Below are 18,728 nucleotides of genomic sequence, written 5' to 3'. Positions count from 1 at the left end.
ATGGAAATCAGTTTGTTGCAAGGGCTCTTGCTGGGCATGCTGGCGTTCTTCGCCGGGCTTGACCTGTTCAACGGCCTGACCCACTTCCACCGGCCCGTGGTACTGGGCCCGCTGGTGGGCCTGATCCTCGGCGACCTGCCCACCGGCATTCTGGTGGGCGGCACCCTGGAGCTGGTCTGGATGGGGCTGGCCCCGCTGGCGGGGGCGCAACCGCCCAACGTCATCATCGGCACCATAGTCGGCGCCACCTTCGCCATCACCACCGGGGTCAAGCCGGATGTGGCGGTCGGGGTCGCAGTGCCGTTCGCGGTGGCGGTCCAGATGGGGATCACCTTCCTCTTCTCGGTGATGTCGGGGGTCATGTCCCGCTGTGACCGGATGGCAGAACAGGGGGATGTGCGCGGCATCGAGCGGGTCAACTACCTGGCGCTGCTGGCGCTCGGCTCCTTCTACTTCCTGTGCGCCTTCCTGCCCACTTACTTCGGGGCCGAACACGCCAAGAGCGCCATCGACGTGCTGCCCGCCCGTCTCATCGACGGCCTCGGCGTCGCCGGCGGCATCATGCCCGCCATCGGCTTCGCCGTGCTGCTCAAGATCATGATGAAGAACGTCTATATCCCCTACTTCATCCTCGGTTTTGTTGCCGCCGCCTGGCTCAAGCTGCCAGTGCTGGCCATCGCCGCGGCCGCCCTGGCCATGGCTCTGATCGATTTCATGCGCAAGGACCCGGCGCCACAAGCCCGCCCCATCCAGGAGGAAACTGAAGATGGCATCTAACAACACCGCTACCCGGCTGACCCAGGCGGCCGAGCCGCAACCGACCCGCACCGTCTCCGACGACGTCTACGAAGATCAGCAACTCGGGGCCGAGCTGACCCGCCAGGACATCAACCGCTTCGCCTGGCGCTCCCTGCTGCTGCAGGCCTCCTTCAACTACGAGCGGATGCAGGCCTCCGGCTGGCTCTACGGCCTGCTGCCGGCCCTGCAAAAGATCCACAGCAACCCCAAGGATCTCTCCCGGGCGATGAAGGGGCACATGGGCTTCTTCAACACCCACCCCTTCCTGGTCACCTTCGTGATGGGGATAGTGCTGGCGATGGAGCGCTCCAAGCAGAACGTCAACAGCATCCAGAGCACCAAGATCGCGGTCGGTGCCCCGCTAGGCGGGATCGGCGATGCCATGTTCTGGCTCACCCTGCTGCCCATCTGCGGCGGCATCGGCGCCGACCTGGCCCTGCAGGGTTCCATCATGGGGGCTGTGGTCTTCTTCCTGCTGTTCAACCTGGTGCACTTCGGCCTGCGCTTCGGGCTGGCGCACTACGCCTACCGCATGGGGGTGGCCGCCATTCCGCTCATCAAGGCCAACACCCGCAAGGTGGGCCATGCCGCCTCCATCGTCGGCATGACGGTGATCGGCGCCCTGGTCGCCACCTATGTGCGGCTCGGCACCACCCTGGAGATCACCGCCGGCGATGCGGTGGTGAAGCTGCAGGCGGACGTGCTCGACAAGCTGATGCCCGCCTTCCTGCCGCTGCTCTACACCCTGGCCATGTATGGGCTGATCCGTCGCGGCTGGAGTCCGCTGCGCCTCATCGTCATCACGGTCGTGCTCGGCATCATCGGCAAGTTTGCAGGCTTCCTCTAATCCGGTGCCGGCACCAGGCCGGCCCTTTGCTGTAAAGGAACAGATTATGTTGGGCATCATCATTTGCGGACACGGCGGCTTCGCCAGCGGCATGGAACAGGCCATGTTGCAGATCCTCGGCGAGCAGGAGGCGGTGGTCGCCATCGACTTTCCCGAGTCCTCCACCACGGCCCTGCTGCAGGATCAGTGCGAAACCGCCCTGACCCAGGTTGAGCGAGGGGATGGGGTGGTCTTTCTGACCGACCTGCTGGGGGGAACCCCGTTTCGGGTCGCCTCCACCCTGGCGCTGCGCCAGCCCGGGCGGGAGGTAGTCACCGGCACCAATCTGCAGCTGCTGCTGGAGATGGTGATGGAGCGCGGCGAGCTGACCCCGTCCCAGTTTCGCGAACAGGCGCTGTGCTGCGGTCATCGCGGCCTCACCAGCCTGGTGGACGAGCTGGCGCGCGAGCGGGCCGAGACGCTGGCGGAGGAGGGGATCTAGATGGCAGAGCGGATCCGCGCCCGCCGCCTGCTGACCGAGCAGGGCTGGCGGGAACATCAGGTACTGGCCCATGAAGGGGGCGTCATCACCGCCATCGACCCCATCCCGGCCGACGACCCGGTGAGGGAGGTCGAGCTGCTGGTGCCCGCCCTCATCGATGGCCATGTCCACGGCGGGGCCGGCGTCGACGTGATGGATGAGGCGGCCGACGCCCTGGCCCGCCTCTCCCTTGCCAAGGCGGCAGAGGGGGTGGGCGCCTTCCTCGCCACCACGGTCACCGCCCCGCTGCCCGCCATCCTCAGCACCCTGGGTCGCATCGCCGATGCCATGGCCAGTCCCCTGCCGGGCGCGCAACTGCTCGGCAGCTATCTGGAGGGGCCCTATTTTACCCCGGACAACAAGGGGGCCCATGATCCGGCCCTGTTCCGGGAGCTGGATCTGGCGGAGCTCGACCGGCTGCAACAGGTGGCACGAGGCACCCTGAAAGTGGTCGCCCTCGCCCCCGAGAAGGCCGGGGCGCTGGCCGCCATCCGTCATCTCAAGCAGGCCGGCATCCGAGTGATGCTGGGTCACTCCGCCGCCGACCACGACACCACCATGGCGGCACTGACGGCGGGAGCCTCCGGGCTGGTGCACTGCTTCAACGGCATGCGCGGCCTGCACCACAGGGAGCCCGGCATGGTGGGAGCCGGCATGGTGCATCCCACCGCCTGGCTGGAGCTCATCGCCGACGGCCACCACGTCCATCCGAGCGTGCTCAGGCTCTGTCACTGCTGCGCCAGGGATCGCCTGCTGCTCATCACGGATGCCATGCGCGCCGCCGGCATGCCGGACGGTCACTACCTGCTCGGCGACTACCGGGTGGAGATGAAGGACGGGGTGGTGCGCACCGACACCGGCGGCCTGGCGGGCAGCACCCTCACCCTGCTCGGCGCCGTGCGCAACATGGTGCAGCTGGCCGGCGTACCGCTGGAGGAGGCCATCCGCATGGCTTCGCTGGCACCGGCCCGGATGCTGGGGATGGAACATCGCCTCGGCTCGCTGGCCGTCGGCAAGCAGGCCAACCTGCTCGCCCTGACCGCGGAACTCAATCAACAACACATCTGGGTGGCCAGCCGGGAGATCCTCCCCGCCCCTGCCCCGCTCTCTTTCCCTGAAGCTGGTGCCCGCCAGGGTGCCAAGGAGTCCTCATGTATCTGATCTCGTCCCACGAAATGCTTAAAGATGCCCAGCGCCGCGGCTATGCGGTGCCCGCCTTCAACATCCACAACCTGGAGACCGTCGAGGTGGTGGCCCGCACCGCCGCCAAACTGAACTCCCCGGTGATCCTGGCCGCCACACCGGGTACCTACCGCCACGCCGGGGTCGAGTACCTGGTCTCCATCTGCGCCTCGGCCGCCCAACAGTACCGCATTCCGCTGGTACTGCATCTGGACCACCACGAGGACGAACAGGATATCCACTACAAGGTCGAGGCCGGCATCCACTCCGCCATGATCGACGCCTCCCACCTCTCGTTCGAGGAGAACGTCGCCAAGGTGCAGCGGGTCGTCACCTTCTGCCACCGCATGGGGGCGAGTGTGGAGGCCGAACTGGGCCAGCTCGGCGGCCAGGAGGATGACCTCATCGTGGACGCCGCCAACGCCCATCTGACCGACCCGGACAAGGCAGCCGAGTTCGTGGCGCGCACCGGCATCGACTCCCTGGCCGTCGCCATCGGCACGGCCCACGGCCTCTACAAGGAGGAGCCGCGCCTGGACTTCGAGCGCCTCGCCGCCATCCGGGCCAGGGTAGCGGTGCCGCTGGTGCTGCACGGCGCCTCCGGCATTCCCGACCGGGACGTGCGCCGCTGCATCGAGCTCGGGGTGTGCAAGGTCAACGTGGCCACCGAGCTCAAGATCGCCTTCTCCGACGCCATGAAGGCGTTCCTGGCCTCCCACCCCGACGCCAGCGACCCGCGCCAGTATCTGGTGCCCGCCATGGCCGCCATGGAGGAGGTAGTCGCCGCCAAGATCCGCATGTGCATGAGCGACGGCAAGCTGTAATCCCCGAGCCGGGCCCGCTGCGGCGAGCCCGCCTCCATCCCGGTATCACAGGCGAGGTTCTGCCGACTCACATCTGACTCAAATCAACACATGGAGACAACCATGCACGCACGTACCGCCATGACGCTGCTGCTCATGCTGAGCCCCTTCGCCCAGGCAGAAACCCTGTCGCTGGAGGGTGACCAGTACCGTATCAAGGTCGAAACCGATGCCGGCAAGTTCCGGGAACTGACCTTCACCAATACCGCCAACGGCGATCTCATTCGCTCTGACAACCTGTTCGACATCAAGGGGACGGATGATCGGCTGACCCCCTCCGCCGATTTCAAGGTCACCGCATTTACCAAGAGCGACGACCGGATCGAGATGGCGTTGGAAAATGCCGACTTCGTGGTCAAGAGCGCCATCCGGCTGGGCCGGGACAAGCGCTACGCCAGCATCGACTTTGCCCTCGACACCCTCAAGAACGGCAAAAAGATCAACGGCTTCTCCATGCTTCCCTTCCACTCCCAGGCGCCGTTTGTCTATGGCGCCATCAACAGCTCGCCCATCGTCAGCGACAGCTTCTTCATTACCCCCCAGAATCCGCTGGTCAATACCCGGGCCTACGAGGGTGGCGTCAGCCAGCTGATCCCGCTCAAGCTGCCGCTCGCCGAGGGCAAGCCGCTCAGCTATCGCACCTATGTCGGCACCTTTGGCGAGGGTCAGCTCAGGCGCGACTTCAACCGCTTCCTCAACGAGGCCCGCGACCGTCCCTACGCCCCCTATCTGCATTACAACTCCTGGCTCGACATCGGCTTCTTCAATCCCTACACGGAGGCCGAGGCACTCAAGCGCATCGATCAGTTCGGCGAGGCGCTGATCAGCCGGCGCGGCGTGCCCATGAACGGCTTTCTGTTTGACGACGGCTGGGACGATCGACGGGGCAACTGGGGTTTCAGCAAGGATTTCCCCAACGGCTTCAGCAAGCTCAAGCGTGCGGCCGAACGCTACCATGCCCAGCTCGGGATCTGGCTCTCCCCCTGGGGTGGCTACAACAAGCCAAGGGATGAGCGGGTCTCCCATGCCGCCGAGTTCGGCTATGAGCTGAGCGATGGCAAGTTCGCCCTCTCCGGCCCGGTCTACTACCAGAACTTCCACCAAAAGGTGATCTCGCTCATCAAGGATCAGGGGGTCACCCACTTCAAGTTCGACGGGACCGGCAATGCGGACAAGCTGATCGAGGGGAGCCGGTTCACCAGCGACTTCGATGCCGCCATCCATCTGATTGCGGATGCCCGGGCCGCCAATCCGAAGGTGTTCATCAACCTGACCACCGGCACCACCGCCTCCCCCGCCTGGCTGTTCTTTGCCGACTCCATCTGGCGCGGCGGCGATGACATCAACTTCTACGGACCCGGCTCCAGGGTACAGCAGTGGATCACCTACCGGGATGCCGAGACCTATCGCTCCATCGTCAAGAACGGCCCCCTGTTCCCGCTCAACTCCTTGATGCTGCACGGGCTGGTCTATGCCAAACAGGCCAAGCATCTGGATCGGCAGTCACCGCAAGACTTCGCCGATCAGGCCTGGAGCTATTTCGCCACCGGCACCCAGTTGCAGGAGCTCTATCTCACGCCGGAACTGCTGAGCGGCCAGAACTGGGACCTGCTGGCCAAGGCCGCACTCTGGTCACAGCAGAACCAGGCAGTGCTGTTCGACAGCCACTGGATCGGCGGCGACCCCACCCTGCTGGCGGTGTATGGCTGGGCGGCCTGGAGTCCGAGCCGCGCCTTCATCACCCTGCGCAACCCCTCCAGCCAGCCGCAGACATTCCTGCTGGAGCCTCAGCGCCAGCTGGAGATCTCGGTGGGCGAGGCCACCCGCTTCACGGTGCAGCCACGCTATGGCAGCAATGCCAGCGTGCCGGCCACCCTCGATGCCCCCCGCCTCATCACGCTGGCTCCGCTGGAACTGATTACCCTGGAGCTGACCCCGGCGGGAACCAAACCCGCTGCTGCAGAAAAATCCTGATCCCGGACCACAAGTTTGACCTGACAAAAAGGGACGCCGTGGCGTCCCTTTTCTCTTCGTGCCGCGGGGCTCAGCCCCTGCCGACAGCTCAGATCCCCTGACGGGCTTCCTGCATCAGCAGGCGCATGTCGCTGACCGCCTTGGCCAGGCCGTCGAAGGCGGCGCGGCCGATGATGGCGTGGCCGATATTGAGCTCATAGAGCTCGGGGATGGCGGCGATGGCCTTGACGTTGTGGTAGTGCAGGCCGTGGCCGGCATTGACCTTCAAGCCCTTGCCGGCGGCGTAGGAGGCACCGGCGGCGATGCGCTTGAACTCGGCGTTGCGCTCGGCATCGGTGGTGGCATCGGCGTAACGGCCGGTGTGGATCTCGATGAAGGGGGCACCGCTCTCGGCGGCGGCATCGATCTGCAGCGGATCCGCATCGATGAAGAGGGATACCTGAGCGCCGACAGCAGAGAGGCGGGCCACCGCGTCAGCCACCTTGTCCAGCTGGCCGGCCACGTCCAGACCACCCTCGGTGGTCACCTCGGTGCGCTTCTCCGGTACCAGGCAGACGAAGTGGGGCTGGATGCGGCAGGCGATGCCGATCATCTCTTCGGTCACCGCCATCTCCAGGTTCATTCTGGTCTGGATGGTCTGGCGCAGGATCTCCACGTCACGGTCGGTGATGTGACGGCGATCTTCGCGCAGGTGCACAGTGATGCCATCGGCACCGGCCTGCTCGGCCACGAAGGCGGCCTGCACCGGATCCGGGTACTGGGTGCCGCGGGCGTTGCGCAGGGTGGCGATGTGATCGATGTTCACACCCAGATAGATTTCACTCATTGAGGACTCCTTGAAACTCTTCATCTGTTGACTGCGCGGCTACCGCGCGGATATCCGTATATCAGCTTGTAGGTTCGATTAGCGCAGCGTAATCGGACCTAGGTAACATTCTTGCCATGTCGGGTAACACCGAAAAGTGGTTAACCCAGACTGCTTCGTCGCTTCAAAAACAGCTCCCGGCTCTTCAACTGGCGCCGTCCCAGATAGGGCTGCAGCGCCAGCCGGCTGAAACGCTTGGCCGCCTGCAGCAGAGGCGGACTGTCGAAGCGCCCCTCGGCAAAGGCCAGCAGGTGCGCGCCGAGAAACAGGGTACGGGGATCCGGCGCCCGCTCGCAAGCGACAAAGCCCAATTCACGCTCGAAGCCGTACAGCAGCTCGGGCTGGATCGGCGACTCGTCGTCGGCGGCATATTCGAAGTCCACCGCGTAGCCGAGCGCCTGCAGCAGCAGGAATTCGAAGCGGCGCAGCGGCAGCTCCGGCGTCTCGCCGTCGGCCAGCGCCATGATGGCACGGGCATAGGCGTCAAATACTTCCGGGAACGGGGTGTGGGCTTCCAGCAGGTAGTAGACCAGCTCGTTGAGATAGAGGCCGTAGAAGAGGCGATCGCCGCCGAGCCGCAGGGAGTGGTCGGGGCACTCGACCTGGGTGAGATTCTTGAGATCGCCCTTGCCGCGCCAGGCGATGGTGAGCAGGGTAAAGGGTTGCAACAGCCCCTTCAGAGGCGAGCGTGGCCCGCGGGAACCGCGAGCCACCAGAGTAAAACGGCCACTATCCTGGGTGAAAACCTCGACCAGCTGGCTGGTCTCCCGATAGGGCCGACTGTGGATGACGAAAGCCGGGGTCAGCAATCAGTCGTCACCGTAGCCGAGACTGCGCAGGGCGCGCTCGTCGTCAGCCCAACCGGATTTGACCTTGACCCACAGCTCCAGGTGCACCTTGTTCTGGAACAGCCGCTCCATGTCGAGGCGCGCCTCGGTGCCGATGGTCTTGATCTTCTCGCCCTTGTTGCCGATGACCATCTTCTTCTGACCATCGCGCTCCACCAGAATGAGGCCGTGGATGTGGTAGAGACCGTTCTCCTCCACCTTGAAGCGCTCGATCTCCACCGTCACCGAGTAGGGCAGCTCCTCACCGGTGAAGCGCATCAGCTTCTCGCGGATGATCTCGGAGGCCATGAAGCGGGAGGAGCGGTCGGTCACGTAGTCTTCCGGGAAGAAGTGGACGTTCTCCGGCAGCAGATCCTTGGCCCACTCGCGGATCTTCTCCACGTTGGTGCCCTTCTCGGCACTGATGGGCAGGATGTGGGCGAAGTTCATCTGCTGGCCCAGCCACTCGAGGTGCGGCAGCAGATCCTCTTTCTCCTTGACGTTGTCAATCTTGTTGACCGCCAGCACCACCGGGCACTTGAGGTGGCGCAGCTTGCCGAGCACCATCTCGTCGTCCTTGGTCCAGTGAGTCCCGTCGACCATGAACACCACCATGGCCACGTCCCCCAGCGAACTGGTGGCGGCGCGGTTCATCAGTCGGTTGATGGCCCGTTTCTCTTCGATGTGCAGACCCGGCGTGTCGACATAGATGGTCTGGTAGTTCTCCTCGGTGTCGATCCCCAGAATCCGGTGACGGGTGGTCTGGGGCTTCTTCGAGGTGATGCTGACCTTCTGGCCAAGCAGCTTGTTGAGCAGGGTGGACTTGCCCACGTTGGGGCGGCCCACGATGGCGACAAAGCCGCAGTAAGTGGTATCTGTCATGACAGTTTTTCCAATGCTTGCTGCGCAGCGGCCTGTTCGGCCTTGCGGCGGCTGGTGCCGACCCCGACCAGCGGACCATCCAGGCCTTCCACGTCACACTGGACGGTGAACTCCTGGTTGTGGGCTTCGCCCTTGACGTTGGTCACTGTGTAGGTCGGCAGGGATTTGCGGCTTCCCTGCAGAATTTCTTGCAGACGGGTCTTGGGATCCTTCTGCTCTATGCCCGGCTTGATCTCGTCCAGGCGGCTGGCGTACCAGCCCAGCAGCAGCGTCCGTACCGTCTCAAGATTGGTATCCAGATAGACGGCACCGATCACCGCCTCGACCGTGTCGGCCAGAATGGATTCACGGCGAAAACCGCCGCTTTTCAGCTCGCCCGGCCCCAGGATCAGGTGATCCCCGAGGTCGAACTCCCGGCCCAGTTCGGCCAGGGTCTTCTCGCGCACCAGGGTGGCGCGCATGCGGCTGAGATCCCCTTCCGCCGCCTGCGGGAAGCGGTGGAAGAGATCATCGGCAATCACCAGACTCAAAATGGAGTCACCCAGGAATTCCAGTCGTTCGTTGTGACGGGAACCGGCGCTGCGGTGAGTCAGCGCCCGGGTCAGCAGTTCTTGATCCTGAAAGACATGCCCGAGACGGGACTGCAGTCTGTTCATCTTGATATTCATTTACTTGATTCCGCCAATGCGGTTGAAGCGCACCCCTGTCGGTACCCAGCTTGGCAGCAGGGAGCCTTCTTCGCGCTCGAATTCAAAACTTATCCAGATAGCGACCGCCTTGCCGACCAGGTTCTGCTCGGGCACGAAGCCCCAGAAACGACTGTCGGTACTGTTGTCACGATTGTCACCCATCACGAAGTACTGGCCTTCCGGCACCACCCATTCGTCTGGGTAGGTACCGGGCTGGCGGTAGTAACGGCCGACCATATCGGGCATCAGCGGGTTGCGCAGGGTCTCGTGAGACACCTCGCCAAGCTGCTCGGTATAGCGGTCAAGCGGGATCCCCATCTGGGTAAATTCACCCCTTTGTTCAAACTTGACGTCGAGCTTCTGGAAGCCCGGGCACGTTTTCCCTTCCTGCTCATCGCACTTGGGCCGGATCATCAGCTCCTTGTTGCGATAGATGACCCGATCCCCCGGCATGCCGACTACGCGCTTGATGTAGTCCACCCGGGTATCCAGCGGATACTTGAACACCACTACGTCGCCGCGCTTGGGCTCACCGGTCTCGAGGAACTTGGTGTTGGTCACCGGATCCTTGAGGCCATAGGCAAACTTCTCCACCAGGATGAAGTCACCCACCAGCAGGGTGGGCATCATGGAGCCTGACGGGATCTGGAACGGTTCAAAGATGAACGAACGCAGGATCAATACCAGCGTGATGACCGGGAATACCCCGGCGGTCTGCTCGATCCAGACCGGTACCGGCGCCACCTTGGCCAGGGTTTTCTCGTCCAGATGGGCGCCGCCGTGGGCACGGGCCACGGCAATCTTGGCGGCCCGCTGCTTGGACCAGATCATCTTGTCCAGACACCAGATAACACCGGTGATCGCGCAGACCACCACCAGGATCAGGGAAAACGTGCTTGCCATCTATTAGTCCTTTCCGACGTGGAGAATTGCGAGGAAAGCTTCCTGCGGCACGTCGACACGGCCCAGAGACTTCATCCGCTTCTTACCTTCTTTCTGCTTGTTCAGCAGCTTCTTCTTCCGGCTCACGTCACCACCGTAACACTTGGCGGTCACGTCCTTGCGCAGCGCCTTGACGGTACTGCGAGCGATGATCTGGTTGCCGATGGCAGCCTGGATGGCGATATCGAACATCTGGCGCGGGATCAGCTCGCGCATCTTCTCCACCACCTGGCGACCGCGGTACTGAGCGTTCTCCTTGTGGGTGATGATGGCCAGGGCGTCGACCCGCTCACCGTTGATCATGATGTCCAGACGGACCATGTCGGAGGTCTCGAAGCGCTTGAAGCCGTAGTCCAGCGAGGCATAGCCACGGCTGGTGGACTTCAGGCGGTCGAAGAAGTCGAGTACCACTTCCGCCATCGGGATTTCATAGGTCAGCGCCACCTGCTTGCCGTGGTAGACCATGTTGGTCTGCACGCCGCGCTTCTCGATACAGAGGGTGATCACGTTGCCCATGTACTCCTGCGGCAGCAGGATGTGACACTCGGCGATCGGCTCGCGCATCTCCTTGATGCTGGTGATGGCGGGCATCTGGGCCGGGCTGTCGATGTGGATGGTGGTACCGTCGGTCAGCTCGATCTCGTAGACCACGGTCGGCGCCGTGGTGATGAGATCCAGATCGTATTCACGCTCCAGCCGCTCCTGGATGATCTCCATGTGCAGCATGCCGAGGAAGCCGCAACGGAAGCCGAAGCCCAGCGCGGTGGAGCTCTCCGGTTCGAAGAACAGGGAAGCATCGTTCAGGGAGAGCTTGTCGAGGGCGTCACGGAACGACTCGTAGTCATCGCTGGAGATGGGGAACAGACCCGCATACACCTGCGGTTTCACCTTCTTGAAGCCAGCCAGCGCCTTCTCGGCACCGTTCTTGGCCTGGGTCAGGGTATCGCCCACCGGCGCGCCGTGGATGTCCTTGATACCGCAGACAACCCAACCTACCTCGCCGCAACCCAGCCCCATGGTGTCCACCTGCTTGGGCGTGAAGATACCGATACGATCGACACCCCACACCTGCCCGGTGCTCATCACCTTGATCTTGTCGTTCTTCTTCAGCGAGCCGTTCTTGATCCGCACCAGCGACACGACGCCCAGATAGGAGTCGAACCAGGAGTCGATGATCAGCGCCTGCAGCGGCGCATCCGGATCACCTTCCGGCGCCGGGATCCGGGCCACGATCTCTTCCAGCACCAGGTCAACACCCAGGCCGGTCTTGGCGGAGCAGCGCACCGCATCGACCGCGTCGATGCCGACGATGTCTTCGATCTCTTCGGCAACCCTCTCCGGCTCGGCGGCCGGCAGGTCGATCTTGTTCAGCACTGGCACCACTTCCAGATCCATTTCCATGGCGGTATAGCAGTTGGCCAGAGTCTGTGCCTCAACCCCCTGGCCGGCATCCACCACCAGCAGCGCCCCTTCACAGGCCGCCAACGAGCGGGAGACCTCGTAGGAGAAATCCACGTGGCCAGGGGTGTCGATAAAGTTCAGCTGGTAGGTGTTACCGTCTTGTGCCTGGTAGTTCAGGGTCACACTCTGTGCTTTGATGGTAATGCCGCGCTCGCGCTCCAGGTCCATGGAGTCAAGCACCTGAGCCTGCATCTCGCGGTCGGACAGGCCGCCACAAGTCTGGATCAGACGGTCCGACAGGGTCGATTTACCGTGGTCGATGTGCGCAATAATCGAAAAGTTACGAATGTGTTTCATCGAGCAAGAATCACTCAAAATTAGGTTAGGGCCGGATATGGAGGCAGGATTTTACTGGATAACCCGGTCGACGGCCAATCTTTAGTCGACGAAGCACCAGAAATACAGGCCTAGACAGTGTCAGGAGAGGTGGCGGGTGGGCAGGACCACACCCAGCATGCGGGGACCATAAGCCCCCTGATCGAGCCGGTTGGAAAAGTAACGAACCAGTGAAAATCCGATAAGGCCGCCCAGCAGGCAACTGAGGATGGTGACCCCCTCCCCGGCCGACAGCAAGGGAGCCAGCCAGAGTTGCCCCAGCAGGGCTCCCGCCAGCAGACAGAACAGCGGCAGCACGTAGACCAGCGCAGCCCCCTGCAGAATGCTCGCCTGGGGGATGCCGAGCCTCACCTGCTGGCCGACGCTCACCTCGATGGTGAGCGCCACCCGCAGCCGCTGCGCCTGCAACGGAAACGCCTTGGCTACCGTGCCGGTACCGCAGTTGGACTGTTGATGGCAACCGCTACAGGCGGAGCGCCGTTCGCACTCCACCCAGGCATGTTGTCCATCAATGGCCACTACGGTTGCCAGCTCTTCGCTCATTCCACTCACAAGACGGTTCCACATTAACTAGACAGAGATTGACCCAATCTGAACATGACTGCCCGAATTGGGCAAGCAACTGTGCATCGGCGACTACTGGACGGTCTCGTTGCGGGCCAGCGGTTGCACCGACTCGGCGATGCGTTTGGCGGTGTCGGCCGGCACCTCACCCACCACAGTGATCTCGACCCCCACGTCGTTGACATAGCTCACCAGCGAGGTGGCGCCCTGACGGATCAACTGCTGGCGCACCGCCTGCTTGGGATCAACCCGGGCAACGTAGACCGAGAGATCCACCAGCCCGTCGGAGAGCATCATGTAATCCACCGGCAGGCTGGTGGTGACCAGCTGATGCCGATCCCGCGAGAGCACCTTGAACCCCTCCGGCAACCAGGTCAGGTGCCAGTTCAGCTGCTGCTGCGGCGCCGGGTAAGCGTCTTCCAGTGCCAGTGCCTGAGGCAGCTTGCTGCCAGCCAGTTTCACCAGCCAGGGCGCCGGGGCAGGCAGCCTGTCCAGATCCACCCCCAGCACCTGTTCCACCAGATTGCCTTCCCGATCCACCATATCCACCCGCACCAGCAGGTGGCTCTGCTCGTCGATCCAGAGCACGAAGCCGTACTTGTCGGCCTCTTTGGGCACCAGCCGCACGACCTGAGCCACCAACCCGGCCGCCCGGCTGCGGCCGGCCAGCACGGGGTCATAGCTCTCCAGCACCCGTGGCAGCGGCATCCTGACCAGGCTCGCCCACACACCGGGGAAGCGGGCGCCCTTGAGGGTGTAAGGTTCGTGGGTATTTTCGAAGAAGGTGTACTCATCCTGGCGCTGCAGATACTCGATGGTCTTGCCATCGAGATAGCTGAGGTGGGCCACCTCCTTGCCATCGATCACGCCGTGGCTGAAGCGGATGGGTTCGAGGCGCCCCTGCCGGGCCTTGACCATGGACAATTCAAAATTCTGTTGCGAGACGGCACTCTGCATCTGCTGCAACAAGGCCTCGGCCGACTTGTCGTCGGCCGAGGCCTTGGCACTGATCAGCAGGAGAGAGGCCAGCAAAATACGGCTGGACTGGCGCACGTTCTGATCCCTAAATCCGTTATTCCTGAATCTGCTTGTCTTGCAGCAGACGCTGTTGCAACTGGTGGTCACGCAGGAAAGCATTGATGCGCTCGCGCTGCTCCTGCATCTGCTGCTCGCTCAGCCCTTGCTGACGGGCAGTGGCCCGGTTGCCATCCTGCGGGTAGTGCACGCTCACCGGAGAAGCACTGCCGCCAACGGGGATAGTGTTGAGTACCGGATTGGTCGGCAGACCATCCTGCCCCTGATACTGCTGCACCCCGAAGATGACGGCGGCAGCGACCGAGGCGGCGATGGCGTATTGCCCCACCTGCTGGCCGGCACGGCGCAGAAACGGCACGACCTTGGCGGTACCCGGCTGCGGTGCGGCAGGTTTGCTCTCCACCGGCTTGGGCGCCAGGATGGTGGGCTCATCTTCCAGCGCAGCCATGATGCTGTCGCTCAGATCCAGTTGCAGATTGACCGGCAGGTCCCCCCGCATGGCATCACCGATCAGGTGGTAACGAGACCAGGTGTCTTGCAGAGCCGGATCCGTTCCCAGCTCGTTCAGAACCTCAACATCGCTCAAGTCACCGTCCATCAGGGCCGAGAGTTGCTCTTTAGTTGCCATAAGTTAACCTGTCTTTCCCCAGTTAATTCTCGATCAGAGGTTGCAGCTTTTTATCGATTGCTTCCCTCGCCCGGAAGATGCGGGATCTCACCGTACCCACCGGACAATCCATGATTTCGGCAATCTCTTCGTAGCTCAGCCCTTCCAGTTCGCGAAGGGTGATAGCTGTCCTCAAGTCTTCCGGCAAAGCTTCTATGGCAGAAAACACGGTGCGCTTGATCTCGTCGGTCAGCGTCAGATTTTCCGGGGTAGCCACCTCTTGCAAGGCTTCGCCACCGCCATAGTATTCTGCCTCTTCCGCCTCTACGTCACTGCTGGGCGGCCTGCGCCCTTGAGAGGTCAGATAATTTTTGGCCGTATTCACGGCGATCCGGTACAACCAGGTGTAAAACGCGCTCTCGCCACGGAATGTCGGCAGCGCACGGTAGGCTTTGATGAATGCCTCCTGCGCCACATCCGGTACATCGCCCGGGTTGTTGACATACCTGGCCACCAGGTTGACCACCTTGTGCTGGTATTTTTTTACCAACAGGTTGAATGCATTTTTATCGCCACGCTGGACCCGTTCAACCAGCTGTTCGTCCAGTAGATTCTGGTCGCTCATCAGAGCCGTAAAACCCCCATCAGGTTATCGTTTTTCTTTTCCGGCCCTTCCTAAGCGCACAAGTTCAGACAGGAGGAATCAGGGAAAGTTCGCTTGCATTGAAAAAAATGTGACGCAGGCTGCATCACCACCCTCGCTTGGGCTACCATGGTGCCAGTTCTTAATCCAGGCCAATGATACTTATGAAAGCAAGTGTTGAATACCTTTGCGACGTACTGATCATTGGCAGCGGTGCCGCCGGTTTGTCTCTCGCATTGCGATTGGCAGACCAGGCCAAAGTCCTGGTTCTGAGCAAGGGGCCCATCAGTGAAGGGGCCACTTTCTATGCGCAAGGAGGCATCGCTGCCGTGTTCGACGAGACCGACAGCATCGAATCCCACGTGAGCGACACGCTCAACGCCGGGGCCGGGTTGTGTGACCCGGCCGTGGTGGAGTTCACCGCCCGCAACGCCCGCGAGTCCATCCAGTGGTTGATCCAGCAGGGGGTCCCCTTCGATCAGGAGGAGGACGCCGAGGGCGAATCCCACTATCACCTGACTCGCGAAGGGGGCCACAGCCATCGCCGCATCTTCCACGCAGCGGATGCCACCGGCAAGGCGGTGCAGCTCACCCTGATCGACCAGGTGCGCGCTCACCCCAACATCCAGCTGATGGAGCGCTTCAACGCGGTCGACCTCATCACCACCCGCAAGCTGGGTCTGCCCGGCAACCGGGTGCTGGGCGCCTATGTCTGGAACCGCAACGCCGAGCAGGTCGAAGTGATCCGTGCCCGTTTCGTGGCGCTGGCCACCGGGGGCGCCTCCAAGGTGTACCAGTACACCTCCAACCCGGACGTCAGCTCCGGTGACGGCATCGCCATGGCGTGGCGCGCCGGCTGCCGGGTGGCAAACCTGGAGTTCAACCAGTTCCACCCCACCAGCCTGTTCCACCCCGATGACCCCAACTTCCTGCTGACCGAAGCCCTGCGCGGTGAGGGGGCCTACCTGCGCCGTCCCGATGGCAGCCGCTTCATGCCGGAGTTTGACGAACGGGCCGAGTTGGCGCCCCGGGACATCGTCGCCCGCGCCATCGACCACGAGATGAAGCGGCTCGGGGCGGATTGCATGTATCTGGACATCAGCCACAAGCCGGCCGATTTCATCATCAAGCACTTCCCAACCATCCACGAGCGCTGCCTCGCGGTCGGCATCGACATCACCAAGGAGGCGATGCCCATCGTCCCTGCCGCCCATTACACCTGCGGCGGCGTGATGATCGACAACAACGGCCAGACCGACATCCCCGGCCTCTACGCCATCGGCGAGGTGACCTACACCGGGCTGCACGGCGCCAACCGGATGGCCTCCAACTCCCTGCTCGAATGCGTGGTCTATGCCCATCAAGCGGGGGCCGACATTCTGGCCAAGCTGCCGATGAGCGTGGAGCCGCCCCATCTTCCCGTGTGGGACGAGAGCAAGGTGGAAGATTCGGACGAACTGGTGGTGATCCAGCACAACTGGCACGAGCTGCGACTGATGATGTGGGACTACGTGGGGATAGTGCGTACCAACAAACGCCTGGCACGCGCCAAGCGCCGCATCGACCTGCTCAAGCAGGAGGTGCAGGAGTACTACGCCAACTTCCGGGTCTCCAACAACCTGCTGGAGCTGCGCAACCTGCTGCAGGTGGCCGAGCTCATCGTCAACTGCGCCCTGCAGCGCAAGGAGTCTCGCGGCCTGCACTACAACCTGGACTACCCGGATATGCAGCCGGACTCCAAGCCGACCGTGCTGACGCCAGAGCGGGACTAACCCTTTTGTTCAGTAATGAGCCAGAGGGTCACGCGGCCTGCACTGCTGCAAACCGGACTACCCGGACATGCAGCCGGACTCCAAGCCGACCGTGCTGACGCCGGACAAGGATTGATCCTGCCCGCCATGAACCAGCATTGCTGACGATGGATAGAGATTAATCGATCCGCATCCCCCAGATGACCTCGCTCCGGCGGGGTCGTCTGTTTTATGGGGAAGAGAGACTAGCGGGTCGGCTGGGAGCAGTGGATGGCGCGGGCCAGCGTACGGTAATGAGCTGGCGACAGCGCATCGCTGAACAGCCAGAGCCGGATGGCGGGACGCTCCGCCGTCACCAGTTGCAGCCAGAGTACCCCGGGCCAAATGCGGCTGCCCGCCCCCAGCTGATAACGGTTGCCCTGCCAGCTGAGCCACTGCCCATCCCACTCCAGCACACCGCTCATCCGGCTGGCACCAAGCCAGGTGCGCCATAGCCCCAGCCCCCAACAGGGCAGCAACAGTGCCCACTGCCAGCCGTGGATCAGGGCGGCCAACGGCCACAGGATCAGCAGAAACAGCGACAACAGCAGCAGGCGCTGCTGCCTGGAGACGGTGACGGGCATCGACACCCGTACGGGCAGATCAGCGCTGGCGATCGTGGCGGGCCTGATTGCGCTCCAGGATCAACGGGATCATGGCGGCAAAGGCGGGGTCTTCCGGCACGCCGTGGCCCATGCTCCAGCGGAACAGCTCCGGATCCTCGCATTCCAGCAGGCGGATGAAGGTTTGCTGCTCCGCCTCGCTCAGACCGTCGAACTCGTGTTCGAAGAAAGGCATAAAGATCACATCCAGCTCGAGCATGCCACGGCGGCAGGCCCACTTCAGGCGGGATTTTTCAATTGGGCTCAACATGGAACTCTCCTTACAAAGACCCGGCGATGGTAACAGCTGGATTTTCCGGCTGACAAACATTCCTTACGTCTTTACCATGCAGGTCACATACTTTCTGTCTCTGGAATGCCATCGTGAGCCTGCCAACCCTTCCCGCCGAGCCAACCCTGTTCCCTCTGACCGATCTGGCCATCACCAGCCTGAGCGGCCAGGATCGCGCCAAATACCTGCAGGGCCAGGTCACCTGTGACGTCAACGCCCTGCAGCCGGGCCAGCACACCCTGGGCGGCCACTGTGATCCCAAGGGCAAGCTGTGGAGCGATTTTCGCCTGCTCTGCCTGAGCGATCGCCTGCTGATGCTGACCAAGCCGTCGGTGCTGGCCCGCCAGCTGCCCGAGCTCAAGAAGTTCGCGATCTTTGCCAAGGTCGAGATCAGTGAAAATCACGGCCAGGCGGTCGGCGTGGCCGGTCAGGGGACCGATGGCTGGATCGCAGGGCAATTCGGCCTGCAGGAGAGCGGCCTCATCGAGGGTGGCATGGCGGTGCGGATCGAGGCCGACCGCTGGCTGCTGGTCAGCGAACAGCCGCTGGCGCTGACCCTGCCCAGCGGCCCCGAGTCGCTCTGGTGGGGACTGGAGATCAAGGCCGGCATCCCCCATCTGGAAGCAGTTCATCAGGGTGAGTACATTCCCCAAATGCTCAACCTGCAGGCGCTCGATGGCATCAGCTTCACCAAGGGCTGCTACATGGGGCAGGAGACGGTGGCCCGCGCCAAATATCGTGGCGCCAACAACCGCGCCCTGTTCGTGCTGAGCGGCACCGCCACTACACCGGTTGCCAGCGGCGACACCCTGGAGATCCAGCTCGGTGACAACTGGCGCCGCAGCGGCATGGTGCTCAACGCCTGGCAACAGGATGGCGAGCTGTGGCTCACCGCCGTGCTGCCCAAGGACACCGAGGCCGACGCTCGCTTCCGGCTCAAGCAGGAGGAGGGCTCAAGCCTGAGCCTGCAGCCCCTCCCCTATCCGCTGACCGAGTAAGCGAAGAGCCC

Annotated in this window: 20 protein-coding genes; 8 read left to right on the top strand and 12 right to left on the bottom strand. The window is 63.0% G+C overall.

From position 1 onward, the window contains the following. The 6 genes from agaW to ast all read left to right on the top strand — a co-directional run bounded on the left by agaW (position 1) and on the right by ast (position 6,184). Positions 1-777 (top strand): PTS N-acetylgalactosamine transporter subunit IIC, encoded by a 777-nt coding sequence (agaW, locus tag QLG02_RS20960; RefSeq protein WP_042051145.1) that lies wholly within the window; start codon positions 1-3, stop codon positions 775-777. Continuing rightward, entirely contained in the window at positions 767-1,645 is an 879-nt protein-coding gene (agaE, locus tag QLG02_RS20955; protein WP_282466042.1) for a PTS N-acetylgalactosamine transporter subunit IID, read from the top strand. The genes agaW and agaE overlap by 11 nt, the downstream gene beginning before the upstream one ends. A 46-nt stretch (positions 1,646-1,691) precedes the next feature. Then, positions 1,692-2,126, top strand: coding sequence for a PTS galactosamine/N-acetylgalactosamine transporter subunit IIA (gene agaF / locus QLG02_RS20950; RefSeq protein WP_010635027.1), 435 nt, complete (start codon positions 1,692-1,694; stop codon positions 2,124-2,126). Further along, entirely contained in the window at positions 2,127-3,326 is a 1,200-nt protein-coding gene (nagA, locus tag QLG02_RS20945; protein ID WP_215783273.1) for an N-acetylglucosamine-6-phosphate deacetylase, read from the top strand. It abuts the gene before it with no gap. Continuing rightward, positions 3,317-4,171 (top strand): tagatose bisphosphate family class II aldolase, encoded by an 855-nt coding sequence (locus QLG02_RS20940; RefSeq protein WP_029302393.1) that lies wholly within the window; start codon positions 3,317-3,319, stop codon positions 4,169-4,171. Before nagA ends, QLG02_RS20940 begins: the two co-directional genes overlap by 10 nt. A 102-nt stretch (positions 4,172-4,273) precedes the next feature. Continuing rightward, complete coding sequence (gene ast / locus QLG02_RS20935; protein ID WP_282466041.1) at positions 4,274-6,184, top strand: thermostable cytotonic enterotoxin Ast; 1,911 nt, start codon at positions 4,274-4,276, stop codon at positions 6,182-6,184. 88 nt (positions 6,185-6,272) lie between these two features. Here ast and pdxJ read toward each other — a convergent pair whose 3' ends face one another. From pdxJ to rpoE, 10 genes are all read right to left on the bottom strand, one after another. Further along, complete coding sequence (pdxJ, locus tag QLG02_RS20930) at positions 6,273-7,010, bottom strand: pyridoxine 5'-phosphate synthase (RefSeq protein WP_029302395.1); 738 nt, start codon at positions 7,008-7,010, stop codon at positions 6,273-6,275. A gap of 140 nt (positions 7,011-7,150) precedes the next feature. Then, positions 7,151-7,858 (bottom strand): DNA repair protein RecO, encoded by a 708-nt coding sequence (gene recO, locus QLG02_RS20925; RefSeq protein WP_017410656.1) that lies wholly within the window; start codon positions 7,856-7,858, stop codon positions 7,151-7,153. Next, complete coding sequence (gene era, locus QLG02_RS20920) at positions 7,859-8,758, bottom strand: GTPase Era (RefSeq protein ID WP_011704750.1); 900 nt, start codon at positions 8,756-8,758, stop codon at positions 7,859-7,861. Continuing rightward, entirely contained in the window at positions 8,755-9,426 is a 672-nt protein-coding gene (gene rnc / locus QLG02_RS20915; RefSeq protein WP_011704749.1) for a ribonuclease III, read from the bottom strand. The genes era and rnc overlap by 4 nt, the downstream gene beginning before the upstream one ends. Continuing rightward, positions 9,427-10,350: a signal peptidase I gene (gene lepB / locus QLG02_RS20910; protein WP_016349520.1), complete on the bottom strand. Its 924-nt coding sequence runs from the start codon at positions 10,348-10,350 to the stop codon at positions 9,427-9,429. 3 nt (positions 10,351-10,353) lie between these two features. Continuing rightward, on the bottom strand, positions 10,354-12,147 hold the full coding sequence (gene lepA, locus QLG02_RS20905; RefSeq protein WP_016349519.1) for a translation elongation factor 4: 1,794 nt from the start codon (positions 12,145-12,147) through the stop codon (positions 10,354-10,356). Between the two features lie 120 nt (positions 12,148-12,267). Further along, positions 12,268-12,729 (bottom strand): SoxR reducing system RseC family protein, encoded by a 462-nt coding sequence (locus QLG02_RS20900; RefSeq protein WP_011704746.1) that lies wholly within the window; start codon positions 12,727-12,729, stop codon positions 12,268-12,270. A gap of 93 nt (positions 12,730-12,822) precedes the next feature. Continuing rightward, positions 12,823-13,803: a MucB/RseB C-terminal domain-containing protein gene (locus QLG02_RS20895; RefSeq protein WP_016349517.1), complete on the bottom strand. Its 981-nt coding sequence runs from the start codon at positions 13,801-13,803 to the stop codon at positions 12,823-12,825. Between the two features lie 19 nt (positions 13,804-13,822). Continuing rightward, the gene (locus QLG02_RS20890) at positions 13,823-14,413 is read right to left on the bottom strand and encodes an RseA family anti-sigma factor (RefSeq protein ID WP_011704744.1); all 591 of its coding nucleotides are present in this window, start codon (positions 14,411-14,413) and stop codon (positions 13,823-13,825) included. Positions 14,414-14,435: 22 nt separating this feature from the next. Next, a complete protein-coding gene (rpoE, locus tag QLG02_RS20885) occupies positions 14,436-15,017 on the bottom strand; it encodes an RNA polymerase sigma factor RpoE (RefSeq protein WP_005309371.1) in 582 nt (193 codons plus the stop codon). A gap of 182 nt (positions 15,018-15,199) precedes the next feature. Here rpoE and nadB point away from each other — a divergent pair, with 182 nt between their 5' ends. Next, positions 15,200-16,807 (top strand): L-aspartate oxidase, encoded by a 1,608-nt coding sequence (gene nadB, locus QLG02_RS20880; protein WP_282466040.1) that lies wholly within the window; start codon positions 15,200-15,202, stop codon positions 16,805-16,807. Positions 16,808-17,031: 224 nt separating this feature from the next. On the opposite strand, the gene QLG02_RS20875 is transcribed toward nadB, so the two are convergent. Both QLG02_RS20875 and QLG02_RS20870 read right to left on the bottom strand, forming a co-directional pair. Further along, a complete protein-coding gene (locus tag QLG02_RS20875; RefSeq protein WP_282466039.1) occupies positions 17,032-17,409 on the bottom strand; it encodes a protein YgfX in 378 nt (125 codons plus the stop codon). A 19-nt stretch (positions 17,410-17,428) separates the two neighbouring features. Beyond that, positions 17,429-17,698 (bottom strand): succinate dehydrogenase assembly factor 2, encoded by a 270-nt coding sequence (locus QLG02_RS20870; protein ID WP_011704741.1) that lies wholly within the window; start codon positions 17,696-17,698, stop codon positions 17,429-17,431. 113 nt (positions 17,699-17,811) lie between these two features. On the opposite strand from QLG02_RS20870, the gene ygfZ reads away from it, so the two are divergent. Beyond that, a complete protein-coding gene (ygfZ, locus tag QLG02_RS20865) occupies positions 17,812-18,717 on the top strand; it encodes a tRNA-modifying protein YgfZ (RefSeq protein ID WP_282466038.1) in 906 nt (301 codons plus the stop codon). Positions 18,718-18,728: the final 11 nt, after the last annotated feature.

Origin of the sequence: Aeromonas sp. V90_14 (assembly GCF_029967615.1) — a bacterium.
Lineage (GTDB): Bacteria > Pseudomonadota > Gammaproteobacteria > Enterobacterales > Aeromonadaceae > Aeromonas > Aeromonas hydrophila.
Note: the sequence above shows the minus strand (reverse complement) of the source record. Positions and strands in the feature narration are given on the sequence as shown.

Excerpts from the sequence above, each read along its gene's own strand:
- agaW (WP_042051145.1), top strand. The coding sequence starts at position 1 with ATGGAAATCAGTTTGTTGCAAGGGCTCTTGCTGGGCATGCTGGCGTTC.
- agaE (WP_282466042.1), top strand. The coding sequence starts at position 767 with ATGGCATCTAACAACACCGCTACCCGGCTGACCCAGGCGGCCGAGCCG.
- agaF (WP_010635027.1), top strand. The coding sequence starts at position 1,692 with ATGTTGGGCATCATCATTTGCGGACACGGCGGCTTCGCCAGCGGCATG.
- nagA (WP_215783273.1), top strand. The coding sequence starts at position 2,127 with ATGGCAGAGCGGATCCGCGCCCGCCGCCTGCTGACCGAGCAGGGCTGG.
- QLG02_RS20940 (WP_029302393.1), top strand. The coding sequence starts at position 3,317 with ATGTATCTGATCTCGTCCCACGAAATGCTTAAAGATGCCCAGCGCCGC.
- ast (WP_282466041.1), top strand. The coding sequence starts at position 4,274 with ATGCACGCACGTACCGCCATGACGCTGCTGCTCATGCTGAGCCCCTTC.
- pdxJ (WP_029302395.1), bottom strand. The coding sequence starts at position 7,010 with ATGAGTGAAATCTATCTGGGTGTGAACATCGATCACATCGCCACCCTG.
- era (WP_011704750.1), bottom strand. The coding sequence starts at position 8,758 with ATGACAGATACCACTTACTGCGGCTTTGTCGCCATCGTGGGCCGCCCC.
- rnc (WP_011704749.1), bottom strand. The coding sequence starts at position 9,426 with ATGAATATCAAGATGAACAGACTGCAGTCCCGTCTCGGGCATGTCTTT.
- lepB (WP_016349520.1), bottom strand. The coding sequence starts at position 10,350 with ATGGCAAGCACGTTTTCCCTGATCCTGGTGGTGGTCTGCGCGATCACC.
- lepA (WP_016349519.1), bottom strand. The coding sequence starts at position 12,147 with ATGAAACACATTCGTAACTTTTCGATTATTGCGCACATCGACCACGGT.
- QLG02_RS20900 (WP_011704746.1), bottom strand. The coding sequence starts at position 12,729 with ATGAGCGAAGAGCTGGCAACCGTAGTGGCCATTGATGGACAACATGCC.
- QLG02_RS20890 (WP_011704744.1), bottom strand. The coding sequence starts at position 14,413 with ATGGCAACTAAAGAGCAACTCTCGGCCCTGATGGACGGTGACTTGAGC.
- rpoE (WP_005309371.1), bottom strand. The coding sequence starts at position 15,017 with ATGAGCGACCAGAATCTACTGGACGAACAGCTGGTTGAACGGGTCCAG.
- nadB (WP_282466040.1), top strand. The coding sequence starts at position 15,200 with ATGAAAGCAAGTGTTGAATACCTTTGCGACGTACTGATCATTGGCAGC.
- QLG02_RS20875 (WP_282466039.1), bottom strand. The coding sequence starts at position 17,409 with ATGCCCGTCACCGTCTCCAGGCAGCAGCGCCTGCTGCTGTTGTCGCTG.
- QLG02_RS20870 (WP_011704741.1), bottom strand. The coding sequence starts at position 17,698 with ATGTTGAGCCCAATTGAAAAATCCCGCCTGAAGTGGGCCTGCCGCCGT.